The sequence below is a fragment of the Desulfocicer niacini genome, assembly GCF_054657595.1.
In genome coordinates this window covers 1-19,287 of record NZ_BAAHYK010000057.1, presented here as the reverse complement: position 1 = coordinate 19,287, position 19,287 = coordinate 1, and the positions used below count along the sequence as shown (strand labels likewise).

Annotated in this window: 15 protein-coding genes and 1 pseudogene; 11 read left to right on the top strand and 5 right to left on the bottom strand. The window is 45.1% G+C overall.

Translation table 11 applies throughout. The features are described from left to right. The first annotated feature begins 3 nt into the window (after positions 1-3). From ACYQ2M_RS21820 to ACYQ2M_RS21805, 4 genes are all read left to right on the top strand, one after another. The gene (locus ACYQ2M_RS21820) at positions 4-339 is read left to right on the top strand and encodes a (2Fe-2S)-binding protein (protein WP_459918507.1); all 336 of its coding nucleotides are present in this window, start codon (positions 4-6) and stop codon (positions 337-339) included. A 1-nt stretch (position 340) separates the two neighbouring features. After that, positions 341-1,465 (top strand): NAD(P)/FAD-dependent oxidoreductase, encoded by a 1,125-nt coding sequence (locus ACYQ2M_RS21815; RefSeq protein WP_459918506.1) that lies wholly within the window; start codon positions 341-343, stop codon positions 1,463-1,465. Between the two features lie 185 nt (positions 1,466-1,650). Continuing rightward, positions 1,651-2,769, top strand: coding sequence for a tyramine oxidase subunit B (locus tag ACYQ2M_RS21810; protein WP_459918505.1), 1,119 nt, complete (start codon positions 1,651-1,653; stop codon positions 2,767-2,769). Positions 2,770-3,107: 338 nt separating this feature from the next. Then, positions 3,108-3,347: an integrase core domain-containing protein gene (locus tag ACYQ2M_RS21805; protein ID WP_459918516.1), complete on the top strand. Its 240-nt coding sequence runs from the start codon at positions 3,108-3,110 to the stop codon at positions 3,345-3,347. Between the two features lie 254 nt (positions 3,348-3,601). Here ACYQ2M_RS21805 and ACYQ2M_RS21800 read toward each other — a convergent pair whose 3' ends face one another. After that, the gene (locus ACYQ2M_RS21800) at positions 3,602-3,916 is read right to left on the bottom strand and encodes an EamA family transporter (protein WP_459918504.1); all 315 of its coding nucleotides are present in this window, start codon (positions 3,914-3,916) and stop codon (positions 3,602-3,604) included. Positions 3,917-4,253: 337 nt separating this feature from the next. Beyond that, positions 4,254-4,694, bottom strand: a pseudogene (locus tag ACYQ2M_RS21795) (transposase zinc-binding domain-containing protein); the annotation flags it as partial. 100 nt (positions 4,695-4,794) lie between these two features. Here ACYQ2M_RS21795 and ACYQ2M_RS21790 point away from each other — a divergent pair. Beyond that, positions 4,795-6,417, top strand: a complete 1,623-nt coding sequence (locus ACYQ2M_RS21790; protein WP_459918503.1) for a hybrid sensor histidine kinase/response regulator — start codon at positions 4,795-4,797, stop codon at positions 6,415-6,417. A 630-nt stretch (positions 6,418-7,047) separates the two neighbouring features. Here the strand turns inward: ACYQ2M_RS21790 and ACYQ2M_RS21785 are convergent. From ACYQ2M_RS21785 to ACYQ2M_RS21775, 3 genes are all read right to left on the bottom strand, one after another. Beyond that, a complete protein-coding gene (locus tag ACYQ2M_RS21785; RefSeq protein ID WP_459918502.1) occupies positions 7,048-7,248 on the bottom strand; it encodes a transposase in 201 nt (66 codons plus the stop codon). 574 nt (positions 7,249-7,822) lie between these two features. Then, a complete protein-coding gene (locus tag ACYQ2M_RS21780) occupies positions 7,823-11,485 on the bottom strand; it encodes a hypothetical protein (RefSeq protein WP_459918501.1) in 3,663 nt (1,220 codons plus the stop codon). A 596-nt stretch (positions 11,486-12,081) separates the two neighbouring features. Further along, positions 12,082-12,393, bottom strand: coding sequence for a hypothetical protein (locus tag ACYQ2M_RS21775; RefSeq protein WP_459918500.1), 312 nt, complete (start codon positions 12,391-12,393; stop codon positions 12,082-12,084). Between the two features lie 116 nt (positions 12,394-12,509). On the opposite strand from ACYQ2M_RS21775, the gene ACYQ2M_RS21770 reads away from it, so the two are divergent. From ACYQ2M_RS21770 to ACYQ2M_RS21745, 6 genes are all read left to right on the top strand, one after another. Beyond that, on the top strand, positions 12,510-13,463 hold the full coding sequence (locus tag ACYQ2M_RS21770) for an ABC transporter permease (protein WP_459918499.1): 954 nt from the start codon (positions 12,510-12,512) through the stop codon (positions 13,461-13,463). After that, positions 13,463-15,316: a dipeptide/oligopeptide/nickel ABC transporter permease/ATP-binding protein gene (locus ACYQ2M_RS21765; protein ID WP_459918498.1), complete on the top strand. Its 1,854-nt coding sequence runs from the start codon at positions 13,463-13,465 to the stop codon at positions 15,314-15,316. Before ACYQ2M_RS21770 ends, ACYQ2M_RS21765 begins: the two co-directional genes overlap by 1 nt. 7 nt (positions 15,317-15,323) lie before the next feature. Continuing rightward, positions 15,324-16,085 (top strand): ATP-binding cassette domain-containing protein, encoded by a 762-nt coding sequence (locus ACYQ2M_RS21760; RefSeq protein ID WP_459918497.1) that lies wholly within the window; start codon positions 15,324-15,326, stop codon positions 16,083-16,085. Positions 16,086-16,091: 6 nt separating this feature from the next. Beyond that, positions 16,092-16,289, top strand: a complete 198-nt coding sequence (locus tag ACYQ2M_RS21755) for a hypothetical protein (RefSeq protein ID WP_459918515.1) — start codon at positions 16,092-16,094, stop codon at positions 16,287-16,289. Positions 16,290-16,324: 35 nt separating this feature from the next. Next, positions 16,325-17,917, top strand: a complete 1,593-nt coding sequence (locus ACYQ2M_RS21750) for an ABC transporter substrate-binding protein (RefSeq protein ID WP_459918496.1) — start codon at positions 16,325-16,327, stop codon at positions 17,915-17,917. 128 nt (positions 17,918-18,045) lie between these two features. Continuing rightward, the gene (locus tag ACYQ2M_RS21745) at positions 18,046-18,972 is read left to right on the top strand and encodes a DUF169 domain-containing protein (protein ID WP_459918495.1); all 927 of its coding nucleotides are present in this window, start codon (positions 18,046-18,048) and stop codon (positions 18,970-18,972) included. The last annotated feature ends 315 nt before the right edge of the window (positions 18,973-19,287 follow it).

Below are 19,287 nucleotides of genomic sequence, written 5' to 3'. Positions count from 1 at the left end.
TGTATGACAGATGAACATTTAAGAAAGCGTCCCGAAGGTTCCTATATTCCCCGGAATGATGATCATCTTATTCTTTGCCGTTGCGAAGAGATTACCCGTGGTGATATACGGAAAGCCATTCATAGCGGACTGAGAACAATCAATGAAATCAAACGGGAAACCCGTGCCGGGATGGGCCTTTGCCAAGGACAAACCTGTACCAGGATTATCCGGGCTTTTATCGCCTCCGAACTGGGTTGTTCTCTGGCGGAAGTAGGACTACCGACTCCCCGGACACCGGTCCGTCCTCTTTCCATGATGGTTCTTGCAGCGGACGGTATGAACAAGGAGGCTAACTGAAATGAAAAAAACGGCGGATGTAATCATACTCGGAGGGGGCGTTATCGGCTGTGCCATTGCCTATAACCTTGTAAAAAGAGGGGTAAAACCTCTGGTTATCGAAGGTGTTGAAATCGGGGCCGGAGCATCCAGCAGGAATGGTGGTGGCGTGCGTCAGTCCGCCAGAGACCCAAGAGAACTTCCTTTGGCCATACATGCTGTGAAAAATATTTGGCCTGGGCTGTCTGAAGAATTGGGTTGCGATGTGGAGTATTGTCAGGGTGGCAATTTAAGACTGGGTAAAACGGAAGCTGATGCTCGGGTATTAAGAAAAATGGTGGAAGACCAGAACAAGCAGGGGCTGAAAATGGAGCTGTTGGATAATGATTCGGTGAGGGAAATTCTGCCCTATGCTTCCAAATCTATTATTACTGCCAGCTGGTGTCCAACAGATGGTCACGCGAACCCCTTGCTTACCACCCTGGCATTCTATAAAAAAGCCTTGCAATTGGGCGCTGAATTCATAGTGGGAGAAGAAGCTCGCGAAATACGGATCCAAAAGGGAAAAATTGCAGGAGTACGCACGGATGAAGATATCTATGAAGCTCCTGTTCTGGTGAACGCTGCCGGAGTCGGATCCCGGAAAATGGCTCAGACAGTTGGGCTGGATTTTCCCATGCAGCCTTGGCTGTTGGAATGCCTGGTAACGGACCAACAGCCAGAGCTTTTTCCCCAGATGCTGGGAACAGCGGGGGCAGATTTCTATGGGCACCAGAGCAAACACGGCTCATTCGTTTTTGGGGGAATGACCGGATGGGAACCCTATGCGTTTAAAAATTCTCATGCGGTAACTAACAGCAATACGGCCCCTTGCTGTTGTCGGGCCATTCTGGATTATTTTCCATGGATGGAGCGGTCCAACGTCGTCCGTTCGTGGTCAGGATTTCTGGAGATAGTAGCGGATAAGATTCCGGTTATGGGGAAGGTCGATGAGCTTCCAGGTTTCATTTTTGCATCCTGTTTCTGCGGACATGGCTACGGAATCTCCCCAGCGGTGGGACAACTGATTACGGAATTAATTGTTGATGGTGAACCCAGCCTTTCTCTAAATGAATTCCGTTATGACAGATTTGTTCCTCGAAATTGAATTGACTGTTAGTGAACCAACGGGGTCAGGTTTGTGTTATTGAAGGCTGAGTTTTTTATCAGGCTCCATGGTTTTGACAAATGGCAATAACGCAAGCCTGACCAGATATGGCAACACCGAAAGTTGAGTTAAGCAATCCTGTTCTATTCATTTTCAATTAAGTATGGCTTTTTGGAGAGGAAAAAATGAGTACGAAAATTGATTTTTTGTATTTAAATGAACCAGAAATGGTGAAAGCAGGCGTTACGGACATGCATCACTGTGTTGAGGTGATGACCGAAGTTTTTCATCTGCTGGGTAAAGGTGATTATGTAATGGGCGGAAAAAACCAAAATTCTCATGGGGTTTTGGTAACATTTCCTGATAATCCCAAGTTTCCCAATATGCCCAAAAACGGACCTGACCGGCGTTTTATGGCAATGGCTGCATACCTTGGTGGGCGTTTCAACGTTGTCGGCGAAAAATGGTATGGTTCCAACCTCGATAATATGGAAAAGGGCTTGCCACGTTCGATCCTGATGTCGGTTTTAAATGATGCGGATACTGGCGCACCCATTGCTTTAATGTCGGCCAACCTGATCAGTGCTATACGAACCGGCGCAATTCCCGGCGTAGGAGCGAAATTCCTGGCCAAACCCGATTCAAAAGTCTGTGCCTTAATTGGTGCAGGTGTTATCAGTCGCACTAGCTTTATGTCTCTGGTTGACGTTTGTAAGGAGATGGATACCGTAAAAATTTATGATCTGTTTCCCGCCGCATCTGAGAAACTATCCGTATTTATTAAAGAAACGTATCATCAAATCAAGGACATTCAAGTCGTAGACAATTTTGAAGCCGCTGTTCGGGACGCAGATGTGATAAACATCGCTACTTCAGGTAAAGAGTATCCCTATCTCAATGGAGATTGGATAAAACCGGGTGCATATGTTTCGTTGCCTGCCAGCATCCGTATGGATGAGGATTTTGTAATAAACCGGGCGAAAAAGGTAATTGATAACTGGAAAATGTACGAAGCCTGGGAGGAGGAATTGGAATATCCCTACAGCACGGTTATAGGTTTGATAGGGACTTATTACCTGGACTTGATACATGAAAAAAAAATGGATGTCTCCCAGATCGTTAACTTGGGTCAGATTGTGACCGGTAATAAAACCGGCCGTCAAAACGATGATGAAATCATTCTCTTTGGAATGGGCGGCATGCCGGTTTATGATGTCGCCTGGGGCTTCGACATCTACAAAAAGGCCTGTGAAATGGGTCTTGGAACAACTCTTAACCTCTGGGATTCGCCGTATCTGTATTAAAGGGTGTTGAAAAGATTTAATTGACATATTATAAATTTAGCTATTTATGTTTGATTTTGGCTCTGTTTTATACCATTCAGACCCCGTTGACGGTGATGAAAAAGAGAATGAACAATCCCCCCAGCACCGCCATGGGTTCCCTGGATTAGAAGAATTGAGCCAGACTTAAAACAAATAGAAAGTCAGGCATCAAAGGAAGCTGCCCTCTTTACACAGGATGTCCACCAAATCTTTGCTAACGGGTAACACGTACCCAATTCACATAATTTCCTCCATAAACAAAAACGGCCTCATACCCTCTCTGGTATAGGGCCTTTTTTTTCTATGAGTGCTTTTGCATATACCTGAGAACCTTTCAAAATGGGGCTGAGCTTCGCAGCGGATTGAAAACTTGGTTCCCCTATTACAACCAGGAAAGATTCCACCAATCATTAAAAAACTGGACCCCCGATGAGATTTACTTTAAAAAGCAATCAGTGGTCCAGACCCTTGGATACCAGACCGCGGATATTGCATGGATCGAACTCTTTACGGCCATCCAGACTGGTGTAGTGGACGGAGATGGAAAAAATCGTTGAAAAAGAACTGATGGCTCAGATCCGTAAAAACGCCAGCAAGCTTTAATCATACTCCCGTTACGGGTTGGGATCGCACTGTATTTATTACCCAGCCCGTGAATTTTTAAACCCATAACACCGTAAGGGGGCAATGATGCAATTTATTGACTGCTTATTAAAAAAGCTGCTGAATATCTCATGTTTTATTCTGAGTATTGCCGTGACGATTCTGATGGTTACTGAAATCGCGGCCAGGCACTTTTTCGAGCATGCGTTCAGAGGATTGCCAGAAATTTATCTGCTGCTGGTAATGTGGCTTTACATGCTGGGTAACAGACCAGGGTGGCGGTGACCTGGGATTTCGTAAAGGGCTGTTTGAGCAGGGGAACGGAAAGCAGAGAAAGGGTCATGATCCAGGTATGGTTGATGGGCTGGGCCACCTGGGTGGGCAGGAGGTCATAGGCTTTCATCACCATCAGATAATAGACAAACGGATTCAATACACCTGCAATCAGGTAAAAGGCATATTCCCTTGATTCCAACCTGAAGATCTGATCGGCTTTGCCGCTGATAATGAGATAACCGCCCATGGCCCTTATACCTGGTGTCGACAGAAATGGGAACCCCCTTCAATGTGGGGTGAAAGGAAGGATAAGAACTTGCTTTTTGTCAAATAAAGCATCAAAAATCCCTAAAGCTTAAAATGTTACTCCACCCCTGATACAAGCACAATATGCTGGGCTTGCATCAGGGGAGGTTTGATATAGTCAAAATAAAAATCAAGCTTTTGAAAAGAAAAGAGAAACGATATTGATATTTGCTGGAAAAGTTTACAAAACTTCAAATTTGAGCTGATTTTGAGCATAGTCCACCGTAATCCTTCAAGCCAAATTCAAAAAAATCAACACCATTCATCAAATACCGGAACAGTAATTTGCGGTCATAAAGAAAATAAATCCGCAACCGTTTTGGAATGCTTATAACCCAGTGTTTATAGGGAACATTCTTTAAAACATTAGTCAGCAGCCATTCTCCATACTCAACAACTTTTTTCTGATGATAGGAAGGACAAAAATGTCTGCGCTTACAGGAAAATGCCAATAAATATTCATGGCCACAGTCTTCACAACGGACCCTGGCAAAACCGAAATGAAGATCTCCACAGTCCAAATATATATAAATCACATTCATGATATAAGTTCGCCAATAGCCGTACCGGGATTTATACATGTCGTTCCACACCTGTTCCAATTCTTCAAAAAGATTTTCGACACACTTGTAATATGCGCTTGCTTTAGGATTGCGCGGCTGGTAAACATTAAAATTATATGATGCTGATTGGGCCACAATATGGATCAAAATTGACATGAGCCTGTGAAGAATTTCATGAGTATTGCTAAATCTGGTGAGATTCAAGCGTAATGCACGTATGTGTAAGTCGATTCAAAATTAAATCAAAGGGATACCCATGGCTGAAAAACCGACATATGAAGAGCTTGAGCAAAGAGTCCTGGAATTAGAGAAATCCGATTTCAAGCACAAGCAGCTTGAGGACTCTTTACTGCTTACTGAGTTCGTTTTTGACAAAGTTGCTATTGGAATAAATCACTTATCATCTGATGGTAGGATTTTGAGCGTCAATGAACAGGTCACAAAAAAGCTTGGCTATACCAAAGATGAATTGTCAAAAATGGTTATTTCAGACATAGATCCAACCTTAAATCAGCAAAAATGGGAATCGTTATGGCAGACCCTATGTCGGAATAAATTTAACACAATTGAAACTGTCCATAAACGTAAGGATGGTAAAATTTTCCCTGTAGAAGTAATTACCAACCTGTTTGAATACAATGGAAAAAAATTTTCCGTATCTTTTGTTCAGGACATAACTGAGCGCAAGCAGGCTGACAAAAAGAGAGAAGAACTTGAAACCAAACTTCTGCAAAACCAAAAGATGCAAGCGATTGGGACCCTTGCTGGTGGGATAGCGCATGATTTTAACAATATTCTTTTTCCTATTTTAGGTTATTCTGACATATTATTAGCTGATTTGCCAGGAGATAGCCCATTCCGATCAAATCTTAAATGTATCCATGCCAGTGCTCTGAGGGCCAAAGCTCTTGTGCAACAGATACTGGCATTCTCACGCCAAGAGAAAAATGATCCTAAAATTATGAAGTTGCAGCCTGTTATCAAAGAAGTATTAAAACTTATCCGATCTACAACACCCAAAATGGTAGAAATTAAACAAGACATTCCCCCTGATTGTGGCGCGGTCAAAGCAGATCCTACACAAATTCATCAAATTGTAATTAATCTCACAACCAACGCCTACCATGCAATGGAAGAAACTGGCGGGGTAATGGAGATCAGCCTGAGAGAAGTCGAAATCGAAGAATTAGATACGAGCATTTCCGGCATGAAACAAGGGACTTATGCCTGCCTTACAGTTAGGGATACAGGTATAGGGATGAATAATGATTTGATCAAAAATATTTTCGATCCATTTTTTACCACTAAAAAACGTGGTAAAGGAACTGGGATGGGACTTTCAGTCGTGCATGGTATTGTTGCAAGCATGGATGGTTCTATTCAGGTTCATAGCGAGCCTGGAAAAGGAACAGACGTACACATATATTTGCCAGTGGCAAAGGGCATTTATCAAGCATTTGAGAACGAGGCCCAAACCCCACTCATTGGCGGAACAGAAAAAATTCTGATAGTGGACGATGAAAACGAAATAATTTCAATGGAAAAGCAGATGTTGAATCGTTTGGGATACCAAGTTACTGCCCGTACCAGTAGTGTTGAAGCGCTTGAATGTTTTCGTGCCAGCCCAGAAAAATTTGATTTGGTGATTAGCAATATCTCTATGCCAAACATGCCTGGCGACAGACTATCGGCTGAAATGGTTAAAATAAGGCCAAATATTCCTGTATTGCTTTGTACTGGGTTTAGTTCGGATATGCTTATGACAAAATCCACATCTTTTGGTATAAGGGGGTTTTTAATGAAACCGATTGTAATGAGAGATCTGGCCCAAAAGGTACGAGAAACGCTGGATCAGGCCAAAGACATTTTTCATGCTTAATTATCCTGGTCATGAGCTTTAAAGGGATCAATTGTTATCAATCATACCCCGGAAGCCCTGGACCAATTCTACCGGCCCTGCCTGCGGTGTCGGCCGGATATCAATTGGGATTACTATAACGGCAATGCATCGGGTACCCTTACGGTTCAGACGCTCTTAAAGATGATCTACGACGGTTACCTCAATTTCCATTCCGTTGCCGATCTAGCCGGGGAGTTGAAGGTCTCGGACCGCCACCTGAGAAAAGTATTTCATTGAAAATCAATATGGTTGTATAGCATAGATGTTTTATCTAAAAAAAGAAATAATATAAGAATGATAAAAGCGGAGAGTCTAACAAAAACATGCTGACGGGTAAACCGCAGATGTTTACGTTGCTCAACATAAGTGTTTCGATACGAGGAGAAAAGAAGCGAGTGAGTCTCAAAACTTTCCAACTTTCTTTTGGTTAATTCGTCCTTAGAGGAGACAGTTACAGAACAGGGTGTGAGACTGTAGTTCTTCATGGTGCCGATAAATCATCTGGTGCCCGTTTTTCACGTCTACGTCAATCCCTGAATGACCACGGCACACCTACTGTCAGCTTTGACTTTATCGGACATGGTGAGACGGGGGGAGATATTTCAGATTTCACATGACATGAAATTTGTCAAGCGTGATTTGTGATTTCGGCAAGTATTGTCCGATGCCGCTGATAAAAGCCGGCGACATATCACAGCAGGATTCTTCAACTGCGTCTGGCTTCCCATCATGCTCAACAAAGTCTACGGATACAATTTCCCACGGTGGCTTCAAGTTCAGGGCTAACTGGAATAGATCGATGCCTCGCATATGCTGGATTCTCACAATTTACCGGGTGACAGATTCATGAAAACGGCCTTGTTAAATTAAGCCCGAACATAAAAAATAATGTTGATAATTGCAACCATGATCTATCCCATAGCGGGTAAGCTGGATTATACGCTACCCACATGAAACAGCGAGGAGCCAAATTAAATGCAGTAAATGTGGTTCAAAAATCAAAGTCATAGATTTAAAAAAGCGTGGAATCTTAGGTCTACTATTGGCTCTTCCTATGTTTTTTGTAACTTGGTTTATTGCTCCTGGCGTATTCATCCCTTTTGTTATCTTTCTGTAGTTGTGTGCTTTGGGCATTTCATTTATCAAAAAAAAGACAGGTTCTCCTATTGGTGTCCCGAATGTTGCATGAAGACGGATAAAAATGGTAAGTTGTTGTAAACATAACCAATGTGAATATGATCGGGTAGCCGGTGGTTTTTCTCCAAAGCCTCGACAAAAAAGTTGACCTTCGATGCCCGGGAGCATCTGTACCGCATGAGCGGTGTGGACTTAACGTAAATTGATACCCCCAACGTTTGCAACGTTGGGGGTATCAAGCCGACCGTCATCTCAGCAGTGTCGAGATGAAACAACTTGATCCATCGTCGGAGTCGGACATGACGGTTACCTTGATTGTATCCACGTACTCGTAGGCGTCGTCATCGTCCATGACTTTGGCATGGAGCTCCACCTCCCCCGGGGTGGTGGGGGTCCAGTCGGCCCAGACATAGGAGTCTCCTTCCTTGACACTGGCCTGACGGAATTCGATGAGGTTCTCTTCTTCCAGTGGACCTTCTGTGAAAAACACATGTTTGAAGGAATACTGATCTTCATTTCCTACGATATGGAGCCTGAGGCGATAGGTCTGATTGCATTCAAGTTTTGCAGAGCCGTGGGCTGTGATTGCTTCCGTATCGTCTTCATCCTCAACAATCACGGCCAGCGAGTATTCGTCAAGGGAGAGGGACTCCTCCGAATTTTGGTCGTTTGCCGCACCCTGAACGATTGGTTCCGTTTTCACATCCATGATATGGATGCCGTTACCGGTCCAAGGCCAGTACCCCTCGTTATTTCCGGAGACGACTTTCGCTCCGTATGCATCTTTCCATTCATGAAGCTCATCCACGCTGTTATCCGGATCGACCGTTACGTAGAAACGGTAGGTCCCTTCCGTGCTCCAGCCGGTGGTGTCCCAGAATACCGCGGCTTCCTCAATGGAGGGCCCTTCGTTCGCCTCGTAGGAAAGCAGGCTTACCTCGTCGGTCCCGATGTCAATGCGGTCTCCGATCTCATATCCCAGATCGTCCAATTCCACCGCCTGGAACAGCACCGTGACATTGTCCACATCGTGCTTGAGCCCCAGGTTGTAGATGCGGGCCGTCAGACGTATGAGCTGCCCGGAGACCGGGGGGCCGTTCAATACGGGATACTGGTCCTGCCCTATAATCGCGTCGGCGTCACCATACTGCATGATAAACCCCCTTAAGCGCATCCTCGTATCCCTCTGGTTCAAACTATAGGACCCGTCGTCATTCTGTATAATCCGGAAGGGCAGGTTCAGGGCCGGATCGGGTTTGCGGCCGTACTGCTGCAGCCACCAGGATGCCCCCTGTGTCGAGCCGTAGGGATCCACGGCATGGGCGACCTTAAGCGTTCCGGTATTGGCCGTGTTGTACACAGCGGTGGAAAAGGTATAGGCTTTGTCCCCGGGCGAGGAAGGGATACTCAGCGTGATCCCTGTTGACGAGGCGTTGGTGTTTTTGGTGACGGTGGTCTGCTTTGTTGCCGATTCGATGCTCCAGTCGATCTCTGCTTTAATCTCGCCTTTAAAGCCGATATACCCATTTTTTGCAATGGGAAATTTGGGAGAGAAACCGATGCTGGCCGTCACCTCGCTGGAATTTCCATAACAGTTTTCCCAGGACGAGTTGTAGGTATTTCCCAGCTCACTGCTCCAGTTCAGCGCATAGGTCTGGTCGGTGCTGCCGAAATTCAGCATGGTCGGTGTGTTCAGGCAGCTCTCCACCGCAGTTCCGTCGGACAGCTGGAAATAACCGAGGTCTTCGGGAATGAAAGAGATGTTGGAACCGGCATGGGGATAGGTGAGGATATTGTTGTTCTGGTGCAGGGGCTGGTACCAGTCAGAGATATCCTTGCCCCCCATGCTGAATTGAATCCGGGGCCCCGGCACGGACACTTCCACCCTGCGGTAGGGGTAGTCGGGATCCTCTTCGTCATTATCATATCCCAGGACCAGGTATGACCAGATGTCCACCTGCCGATGGGTTCCCTTGACAAAGTCATCATGGGTGGTTTTGCTCCGGATCGACACGGTTCGTGAAGCATAACTACTGTTCAGTCGTTCAATATCGGTTTTGTGGGTTTCTGAAAAAACGACTTTCTGTGAAATTTCAGCTTCCGCAAACGGCGATTCGGGCTTGCCCTTAGTCACACCCCCCAAACTGACTCCGGCCGTAACGGTATAGCCACCGGCCAGCTTGGCCAGGATGGATGACGTGTCTGTCTGATCGCAGGAGAGGGTCTGGCCTTGCTCATCCTTGAATTCAACATTGAATTTGTCCGTGGCACTGACATTGACAATGGACCAGGGCCCATCCGGCCGGGCCGGATCATCGGGCAAATAGTCTATATGTTTGGGTGGCTCCTGAAAGATGTTTTCCACCACCACAATGTCGGAAATATCGAGAAGGAGTGGATACCCCAGCATCCAGCTGTCTCCGTCGGTATCCACGGCATGGATCCTCGGGGTCACCGATCCGGCCATGTTCGTGGACACAGACCCCGAGAGGGCAATCCCCGTGTTATCCAGAGTGGTTTCCGTTTGCGGATCAATGACCCTGACACGCATTCTCTTGCTGGAACTCGAGGCATTGGATTCAATGGCCGCAACCGCGATCTGATGAAGTTTTGAATCACTCTCCCCATCCGCGCCATGGCCTTGGAAATTTCCTGCGGTCATGTGAAACACCCACTCGTGAGAATCGTTTTCCCAGAAACGGTAATCCCGCATGATTGAAAAAGACACGTCATTGAAATCAAAAATTTTACATCTCAGCTGATAGGGGGTGGGAGATCCCGTGGCCTCCTGCCAGCAGGCGGCAATTTGGCGTCTGAAAGCAGTGTAGCCTTCATCGGGGTTGTATTTGAAAAGACCCGGCGCAAGATAGATCCTCGATGCGTGGGTGATACTGCCCCCCTCATTGATCCGGTAGTTGGCAAGAGTGGTCAGGGAGTCGGAGGCATTTTCGGCATATGCGTGGAGGCTTCTCACCGTCAGCAGGACGATTTCATCTTTTGCATCGCCGTTGATGTCTGCACAGGCGAGGTCACAATAGAATTCCTCGCCATACAGGGTCGACTGGAAGTGGCTTCGCTCCGCAAGTTGCAGATTTTCGGCATCGGTCTCCACATCGTAGCCATAAACATACAAATCCAGAGCCGCTGATTCCGTAGCCCCGCTTGTGCTCGGTGTGGCGATCACGGCCACGCAGATTTCGATTTTTCCGTCTCCGGTGACATCGCCCAACGCCACCTGAACGGTCTGGGACATGTGATGCCCGGTGTCCGTATTCATGGGGATCGGGAAAGATAATTCACCCAGCGTTTTACTCAGGGTATTATCCAGAACCGTTACCACAGAGGCCGAGTAGTCGGTACTTTTCCTGGCAATGACAAGATCATCGTAGCCGAATCCATTGTCATCCAGGGTTTCGTCGATATCCGCTCCGGAAGCACAATCCATATCCGTGTCATTGGCCACATACCCTGAAAGTTCCGTATTTAGGGTTTCAGTCCCGTCAGGCTCCCTGACGGCGATACTGATGGTGTTGGCATCCAGATGGGAGGTAATATAGGCCACCTGCTCATGATCGGTCCGGCTGAACCTGCCGGTTGTGGTCGTTATCTGGGATCTGGTGATGGTGGCATGATCAACTCCAAACGTGTTGATGATATTTTCATCAACCGTTCCCGCGGACGGTTTGGGCGACCAGCCCCATTCCCCATAGGAATCCTTTTGGGCCGTAACAATCGTACTTGAAACTGCATTGGCATCTCGTTTTCCCGCGATCACGCACAGCTCATGATCTGAAAATAAAATTTTATGTGGTGCCTGAATCGGCGCATCCGTTGAAAATCCCCATGCAGGCAACCCGGTGCATATTATTCCCGCAAGCCCCATAACAATTGTTTGAATCCACTGTCTCATTCTTATCTCCATAATCTATCAAATGGTCAGGCAGGCGATCCGGTTGATTGCGCCAGTTTTTTGCTTAGGGTACTTATCGACGCCCAACAGGTAAAAACAAGAAAAAAACATGTTCATTTTTGTTAAAAATGCCTGCAAACATATAACATATAGGAAGTTGCTTTTTCCCAAGCGAGGTATAGCAAAAGATGAGCAAATACTCAAGATGCCAGAATATGCCCCCAACCGGGCACGGCCACAACCTGTTGCGCTTGTATCAGGAGGGATAAACTTAAGTCAAGGCAAAAATCAAGGCCTGAAAAATTGGAGAGAAAATAGCTTGAGATTCTTGAGTAAATTTTGAAAAATCCCGGAAAATAGATGATTTTGGGCGTAGCCCACCGTAATCCCTCAATTCAATTTCAAAAAAAATCCATATGGTAAAAATTTGTAAAAAATATCCATTGTATTCATTCTATTTTCTGTCGATAAAAGTTCAGAGGAAAAGCAACCCCATAGATACGTCTATGATGTGTCGCTGCCAGGTTTGCCAACAAGAGCGTTTGATCGGAAAAATACCTGAATACGGGATTGTTGGCACTACCGATCAAATTCAATTAATAATGATTAATTTTTTTAACCCCAACATATTGTTTTAAAAATACTTGAAAAATTGAACCATTTCGGTTTTCAGCAGCGCGAGCCACCAACGAATCCAAGTGGCCTGTTTTACTCATTATCAACGAAAGATAGCCCCCACTGCACCAGCGTTTGAATAGAATATTCGGAATCGGCAAATACTGCATATTATCTTCACAGGTGGCGATAAGGCTCCATGCTTTGTTGTAAATACAGGTCAGTAGGCGATTTCCCCCTGCATTCTCTACCTTTTGCGCATTTTCTCGGTATGCTCTATCTCTTGATCGCATGTTCCTATATATATAGCCGCGTTATATCAAGATAAACGATTTGTTTTCCGCCTGCAGATCATGTTAGATGTATTCCTTTTAAATTTGTCCTGATTTACTTGAAATGGAGTTTGTTTTTGGACACATACATTGCAAGACGAATGATTCATTCATTGCCACTACTTGTAATGGTCATCATTTTCTCTTTTTTTGTCATACATATCATGCCGGGTGATCCAGTCAGAAACTTGCTTGGAGATAAGGCACCCGCTGAGCAAGTTGCCAGGATGACAAAAAATTTAGGGCTTGATCAACCTTTAGTCATACAGTTCTTTGCTTGGCTGAAAAATCTCTTCCTTTGTGATTTCGGAACTTCCATCACTCTGGGCGAACCAGCACTTTCGCTGATCTTAAAGCGCATAGAACCCACATTTCTCCTGGGGATTCTCGGAACCCAGATCAGTGTTATAATAGGTATCCCCCTTGGCATCTTTTCCACACGCATTCATGGGAAAGTGGTGAGAAATCTGCTCGCCATACCAATCCTTATTTCCATTTCTGTTCCAGCTTTCTGGACGGCAATTATCATGATCCAGTTACTTGCCGTCAAGATCCACCTGTTCCCTGTTGCGGGATATCATCCTATTGGCAAGTACGGCATTTTTAAAGCGTTTTACGACTTGCTCCTTCCCAGCCTGATTCTGGGCATTATGTATTGTGGTCAGATTGCGCGGATGACCAAGGTCGCAACCCTTGAAATATTAGGCCAGGACTATTTACGGACAGCTCGGGCCGCTGGCATGAGCGAGCGGAAAGTCATCTATTATTATGCGCTGAAAAATGCTTTGCCCTCAATCATCGTAGTTATTGGCTATAGTTTTGCCAGTATGCTTGCCGGGGCAGTGGTCATCGAACAAATATTCAACATCCCCGGGCTGGGCAATCTTACCATCACCTCAATACTCAACAGAGATTATCCTGTTATTCAGGGGACATTGATATTTGTCACCGTCATTTTCATCGTCATAAATATGCTTACAGACATTCTGTGCGCCTGCGTGAATCCCAAAATCAAACATGATATTGAGTAATGGAAACGATTCTTAAATTACGAGAGAAAACAAATGCGTATATTCTCACGGGAATCGTGCTTCTCACCATTATCTTGATGTTCAGCACTATCGGGTCGTTCGTCTCTGCCTTTGATCCTTTACATACGGCCCCGGCCATGCGGTTTACGGACCCAGGCTCTCTTCATTGGATGGGGACTGACGATGTTGGGCGTGATGTTTTTGCTAGAGTAATTTGCGGCATCAGAATTTCCATCACCATTGGTCTTGCCGTAACGCTTATAAGCGGACTCGTGGGTATTATTGCTGGCATAAGTGCTGCATATTATCCCATCACCTCAAAATTCATCATGCGTGTTGTTGACAGCATCATGGCTTTCCCTACAATTATCCTCGCTATCGTACTTTCCGGGATTATGGGAGCAGGCATGAGAAATATTATTATTGTCCTGTCCATTTCCTACTTTCCAATGATCGTCCGGGTAGTACGAAATGCAACAGCAGAAGTTCTTGCAACCGAATACGTCGATTCGGCAGAAGTCCTGGGCAAACCAGATACATACATTATCCTTCGCTATATACTCCCCAACATCGCCTCCCCGCTGGTCGTACAGATGACCTATACTTTTGCCATGGCCATTTTGAATGAATCAATCCTGAGTTTCTTAGGCGTTGGGATACAGATCCCGACGCCGAGTCTGGGCGGAATGGTCAGTGATGGGCGAAACTATATCAGTACTGCGCCCTGGATCATCTGTTTTCCAGGGCTCATGATTTCATGGCTGGTCCTTTCTCTTGATCTATTGGGGGACGGGTTAAGAGAATTAATGGATCCCAAGCGTATACATTTTGATTCTCAAAAAAACGTGAAGTCCCACAAGGATTCAGACTTTGCATCAGATGTTAAGGGCCGAGGCCTTCTGAGAATAGAAAGCCTGAGTGTTGTAGCTGCAGACGAAAAGCAGACAACTCAAATTGTCAGTGATGTATCCCTTACTGTCCATAATGGCGAGACAATGGGGATAATAGGGGAATCAGGATGTGGTAAAAGTATTACCGCAATGAGTATTCTGAGGCTAACCGAACCCAACGTCTATATCGATAAGGGGCGCATAGACTGGGGAAATATTCGCTTAAACCAGTTATCAGAGAGAAGGTTGCGAAAAATATGCGGCAAAGAAATTGGTATGGTTTTTCAAGAGCCTATGACATGTCTCAACCCGTTTTTTACAATTAAACAACAACTTTCCGAACCCATCAAGTTGCATCTTGGCCTGAGTAAGACAGAGATTCATAAGCGGTGTATCAGGCTCATGCAGGACGTGGGTATTAAGGATCCGGAAAAAACACTCAAATCTTATCCCCACGAACTTTCAGGCGGTATGTGCCAAAGGGTTGCTATCTCCATCGCTATATCCTGTAATCCCGAGCTTCTCATTGCAGACGAACCCACGACAGCTCTTGATGTCACCATCCAGGCACAAATCCTTGGAATTCTCAAGAAACTGATCAGCACCAATAACATGGCGCTTCTGATTATTTCGCACGATATGGGGGTCATTGCGTCTTTATCCGAGAATATAACGGTTATGTATGGTGGAGAGATTGTTGAACAGGACACAAAGGACAATATCATAGGCCAGGCCTCTCATCCATATACAAAAAACCTTATAAATGCTGCTGAAGAACTCTATAACGGCGCTGATGAGCTGACCCTTGTCGCGGGTAATGTGCCCCGTCCGGGAGAAAGTATCATGGGATGCAAGTTTGCTCCACGATGCACTTTCTGTACACAAAAATGTTACAGCGAACATCCCCCACTGACACAAAAAATGAGTGGGCCTGGGTTTGTAAGATGCTGGAATTGTAGTTGAATTATACATGAATATGTCAGAGAAAACATACGACCGCCTGAACAATGTTATGATGAAGGGAGATTCATGCAAAACGTCTCTCCCCTTGCTCGAAATTAAAAATATTTCTAAAAGTTTCGTTTCGAAAAACTCTAAGATTACGGCAGTAGACAGCGTCTCCTTTACGATACGTGAAGGTGAAACCTATGCCCTTGTGGGGGAATCCGGTTGTGGCAAGACAACAACCGGGCGTTTGATTCTGCGGTTGTTGGAGGTTGACGAAGGTGAAATCCTTTTTAAAGGCGTTCCCATAAACAAGTTGAGCAAACGGGAACTGCGTAAAAAACGACATAACATTCAGGTGATTTTTCAGAATCCGTATGGTTCCCTGAATCCAAGAATGAAAATTAGCACACTTTTGGCTGAGGCCATTTCAATCAGGGTTGAAAAAACTTCAGATATTCAAGCGGAAGCGGAGAGATTGCTTCTGAGCGTAGGCCTTGCTAAAGAGCATCTGAATAAGTACCCCCATGAGTTTTCAGGCGGGCAGCGGCAGAGGATCTGTATTGCCAAAGCAATTGCCACTCATCCAAAGTTGATCATTTGTGATGAGTCGGTTTCGGCACTTGATTTGCTCGTTCAGGCTCAAATTCTTGGTCTCTTGCAAAAACTTCAGAAAGAGCATGGATTTTCCTATCTATTTATATCACATGATCTATCGGTTGTTCGTTATATGAGTAACAGGGTCGGTGTGATGTGCAATGGCAGAATTGTCGAAGAAGGTACGTGAGATGATATATTTGAAAATCCACAACACAGTTATACCAAACTATTACTTGCATCACTTCCCACTCTCAAAAATGCAGATGCATTCGTAACAACAAATGTTCAAAAAGATACTGAGATCTATCAGAAAGCGCTTCGTGATGTAAAAGAGCACTCGAGCACAAAAAGAAAAGTAAATCAGGAACATTATGTTCTTTCAGACCAGTAATATAAACCTCTCATTCTTTAAAAAAAGGAGAATATATGAGCTTACTAAAATCCATACTGTTGTTTTTTTTGCTTGCGATAACTATCTCGTTAACAGCAGGCCAGGCGCTTGCCGTTTCCAACGGACCTCATTCCGGTGGAGAAATTACAATTGCACTTCAAAAAGCTCCTGAAAATCTTGATACTGATTATGGTACACAATGGGAAGCCACCCAGGTCATGAATCACGTGTATGAAGGTCTCTTTGAAACAGACGGAAACGGCCAGGCTCAACCGTATCTGGCTGAGTCCTACACGCTTTCAAGTGATTCGAAACAGTATGATATTTCCCTGAGAAAAGGCGTGAAATTTTCAGATGGCCATGAGATGAATGCTGAAGACGTAAAAGCCTCTATTGACCGCTGGTTCCAAATGAACCAGGCAGGTGCCCCTATCAAAGATAAAGTGCAAAGCGTTGAAATCGTAGATAGTGATACAATAAGGATCACGCTGAATCAGATTTATGCACCCATTCTCAGTATTATGGCTTCCCAGGTATCGGGTCAGCGGTTGTATGTGCGGGAAAAGAAAATTCTTGATCAATTTGGGGATAAAATCATTACCGAATTTGTTGGAACCGGGCCATACAGTATTGAAGAGTATGTTCCAGGGCAGAAGGTAATCCTTGTAAAAAATAGAAACTATACACCTGCAAAAGGAAAAATTTCCGGACTTACCGGTGAAAGAATTCCCTATCTTGATAAAATCACCATGGTTTTTGTGCCGGAAGAAAGCGTTCGTATTGCCGGACTTCAAAGTGGTCAGTACGACTTCATAGACGAGATCAACACAGAACAGTACGGTACGCTTTCCGATTATCCTGGCATCAAACCAGTTATATGCAATGATGGTACCATCAGTGTTATTGCTATCAACTGTGCCTTACCTCCATTTAACGACAAACGTCTGCGCCAGGCAGTGGCTATTGCTATTGATGATGAAGAGCTGGCTCAGGCGCAAATTGGTGATGAAAAATTCTGGTATGCTGAGGATGGAAGCTGGTTCAAAAAAGGCAACATCTGGTACGACGCTGACGCTGGCAAAGGTATGTACAACGTCCACGATGTAGCAAGAGCAAAAAAATTGGTACAGGCGTCCGGGTATAACGGAGAAAAAATCAGTATCATTGGCGACAAAGCACACACCTACGAAAGTAACGCTGCACTTGTTTTGCAAAACCAGCTTAAAGCTATTGGACTCAACATCTCCATTGACCTCTTTGATGGGGCAACTGCTTATGAATACTTGAAAAGCGGAAAGTGGAATCTCAAGATTAGCAGATGGAGTGATATGACTCCCGACCCTCAAAACTTTCAACCCTGGACAGGCACTAATGGGTGGATAACCGGATGGGATGATAAGGCATCACATGAAATGGATGCAATATTTGAAAGAATGGCAGTTGCAACTGATCAGCAGGAAAGATATAAAATTGTTCAGGAGTTTTATGTCAAATTCTGGGAAGAAGTTCCCTACATCAAGAGTTTCAATGATGTTCGCCTCTATGGTGCCAATGAACGGATAAAGGATTTCCAGGCGTATGGACAACCATTTTTCTGGAACGTATGGGTAGATAACTCAGACAAATAACAGTGCCCCCTTTTCAGCCGGGCACGTCTCGTGGAAGGTTTTCCAGATGATCGTGCCTGGCTGAGCCCTGATTTTTCTATAGGGTATAGGGCAAAAAACAGCATAAAACTAAAATCCAGGATTTATCCATGAAAAATACCAATGTATGGAGAATGACGACAGCTCTTGGCCTGCAGCATAGAATTGTGGGGGTACATTTTCTCGACTTTGAAGAAGATTATGACAACTGCAGAGTATCCCCTGCATCACATAGGGGACCCTACTGCTATCAAGTCCGGCAGGCATTGGACGGCAACCATTTCAAGGTAGATAAACACCTTGTCACCTGCGACTATGCACGTGCGGCCATCGGTCTGGTGAAACCTGACATTTCCATGCGTGAAGGCAGAAGCTTTGACTATTGTGGACTTGCTGAAACCCGGTCCATTGGGAAAAGCATTGCTGATGCAATGATGTACATTGAGCAGGATATTTATGGTGTTGAACTTGGTCCTCTGGAAGAAATGCAGCATGCGGATCTTGTTATCATGGTAGATTCTGCGCAGACTGTCATGCGGATATTCCAGGGATATGCCTACAAATACGGAGCACCACGGAATCTCAGTTTTTATAGTAACCAAGCCATGTGTTCTGATATGACATCAAAGGTGTTTCATACAAACGATATCAATATGTCATTGATGTGTAATGGCACAAGAAGATACGGAAAATTCGACGATGGAGAGCTTGCCGTTTCCCTACCGATCAATATGTTTAACACGCTTGCCGATGGCATTATTGAAACAATCAATGCGGTTCAGTCTGTTCCGGAAAAAAAGAGAATCATGGAAACCCTGACGCATAGCACAGGGCCTGCTTGTGAAGAAAACAGTATTTCCTGCAAAAAGGGTCAGCAATGCTCTGACGAAACGGCTCGATTCAATTATAACCCGGATCATACAGGCACATCAGGAGTGAAGAACAGCCTGGGTCTTGAAATAGATATGCGCTACAACTACGGCAAGGGCCTCTTGAAATATGACAACCACGTTTTGAATCTCCGCAAAAAGGTATGAATGAATTGGGTGAAGTGAAAAAAGGGACACCTATTGTCACACGGTAATTTCAGGTATTGTTGTCGGGGTTGCCGTGGATAATTGGAGGATGACTCAATCCAACAGCAAACATGCTGACGGATAAACCGCAGAAGTTTATGGAAGATGCCTTCAAGATCCTGTCCCTTGACCCTGTCCAGCTTTTTACCGACAAAGTCACGGTTCATGGAAACGTCCATGTCCGAAAGTCGTTGATAATATCCAAGTCGCCGTCCCAGGACGAAATTGTTCTGGGTCTGCTTGTCCATGGAAATGGCTTGCCCGGAAATGGGATGT

Bases quoted from the DNA above. Each gene is read 5' to 3' on its own strand.
- ACYQ2M_RS21820 (WP_459918507.1), top strand. From the start codon at position 4: ATGACAGATGAACATTTAAGAAAGCGTCCCGAAGGTTCCTATATTCCC.
- ACYQ2M_RS21815 (WP_459918506.1), top strand. From the start codon at position 341: ATGAAAAAAACGGCGGATGTAATCATACTCGGAGGGGGCGTTATCGGC.
- ACYQ2M_RS21810 (WP_459918505.1), top strand. From the start codon at position 1,651: ATGAGTACGAAAATTGATTTTTTGTATTTAAATGAACCAGAAATGGTG.
- ACYQ2M_RS21800 (WP_459918504.1), bottom strand. From the start codon at position 3,916: ATGGGCGGTTATCTCATTATCAGCGGCAAAGCCGATCAGATCTTCAGG.
- ACYQ2M_RS21790 (WP_459918503.1), top strand. From the start codon at position 4,795: ATGGCTGAAAAACCGACATATGAAGAGCTTGAGCAAAGAGTCCTGGAA.
- ACYQ2M_RS21785 (WP_459918502.1), bottom strand. From the start codon at position 7,248: ATGCGAGGCATCGATCTATTCCAGTTAGCCCTGAACTTGAAGCCACCG.
- ACYQ2M_RS21780 (WP_459918501.1), bottom strand. From the start codon at position 11,485: ATGAGACAGTGGATTCAAACAATTGTTATGGGGCTTGCGGGAATAATA.
- ACYQ2M_RS21775 (WP_459918500.1), bottom strand. From the start codon at position 12,393: ATGCGATCAAGAGATAGAGCATACCGAGAAAATGCGCAAAAGGTAGAG.
- ACYQ2M_RS21765 (WP_459918498.1), top strand. From the start codon at position 13,463: ATGGAAACGATTCTTAAATTACGAGAGAAAACAAATGCGTATATTCTC.
- ACYQ2M_RS21760 (WP_459918497.1), top strand. From the start codon at position 15,324: ATGAATATGTCAGAGAAAACATACGACCGCCTGAACAATGTTATGATG.
- ACYQ2M_RS21750 (WP_459918496.1), top strand. From the start codon at position 16,325: ATGAGCTTACTAAAATCCATACTGTTGTTTTTTTTGCTTGCGATAACT.
- ACYQ2M_RS21745 (WP_459918495.1), top strand. From the start codon at position 18,046: ATGAAAAATACCAATGTATGGAGAATGACGACAGCTCTTGGCCTGCAG.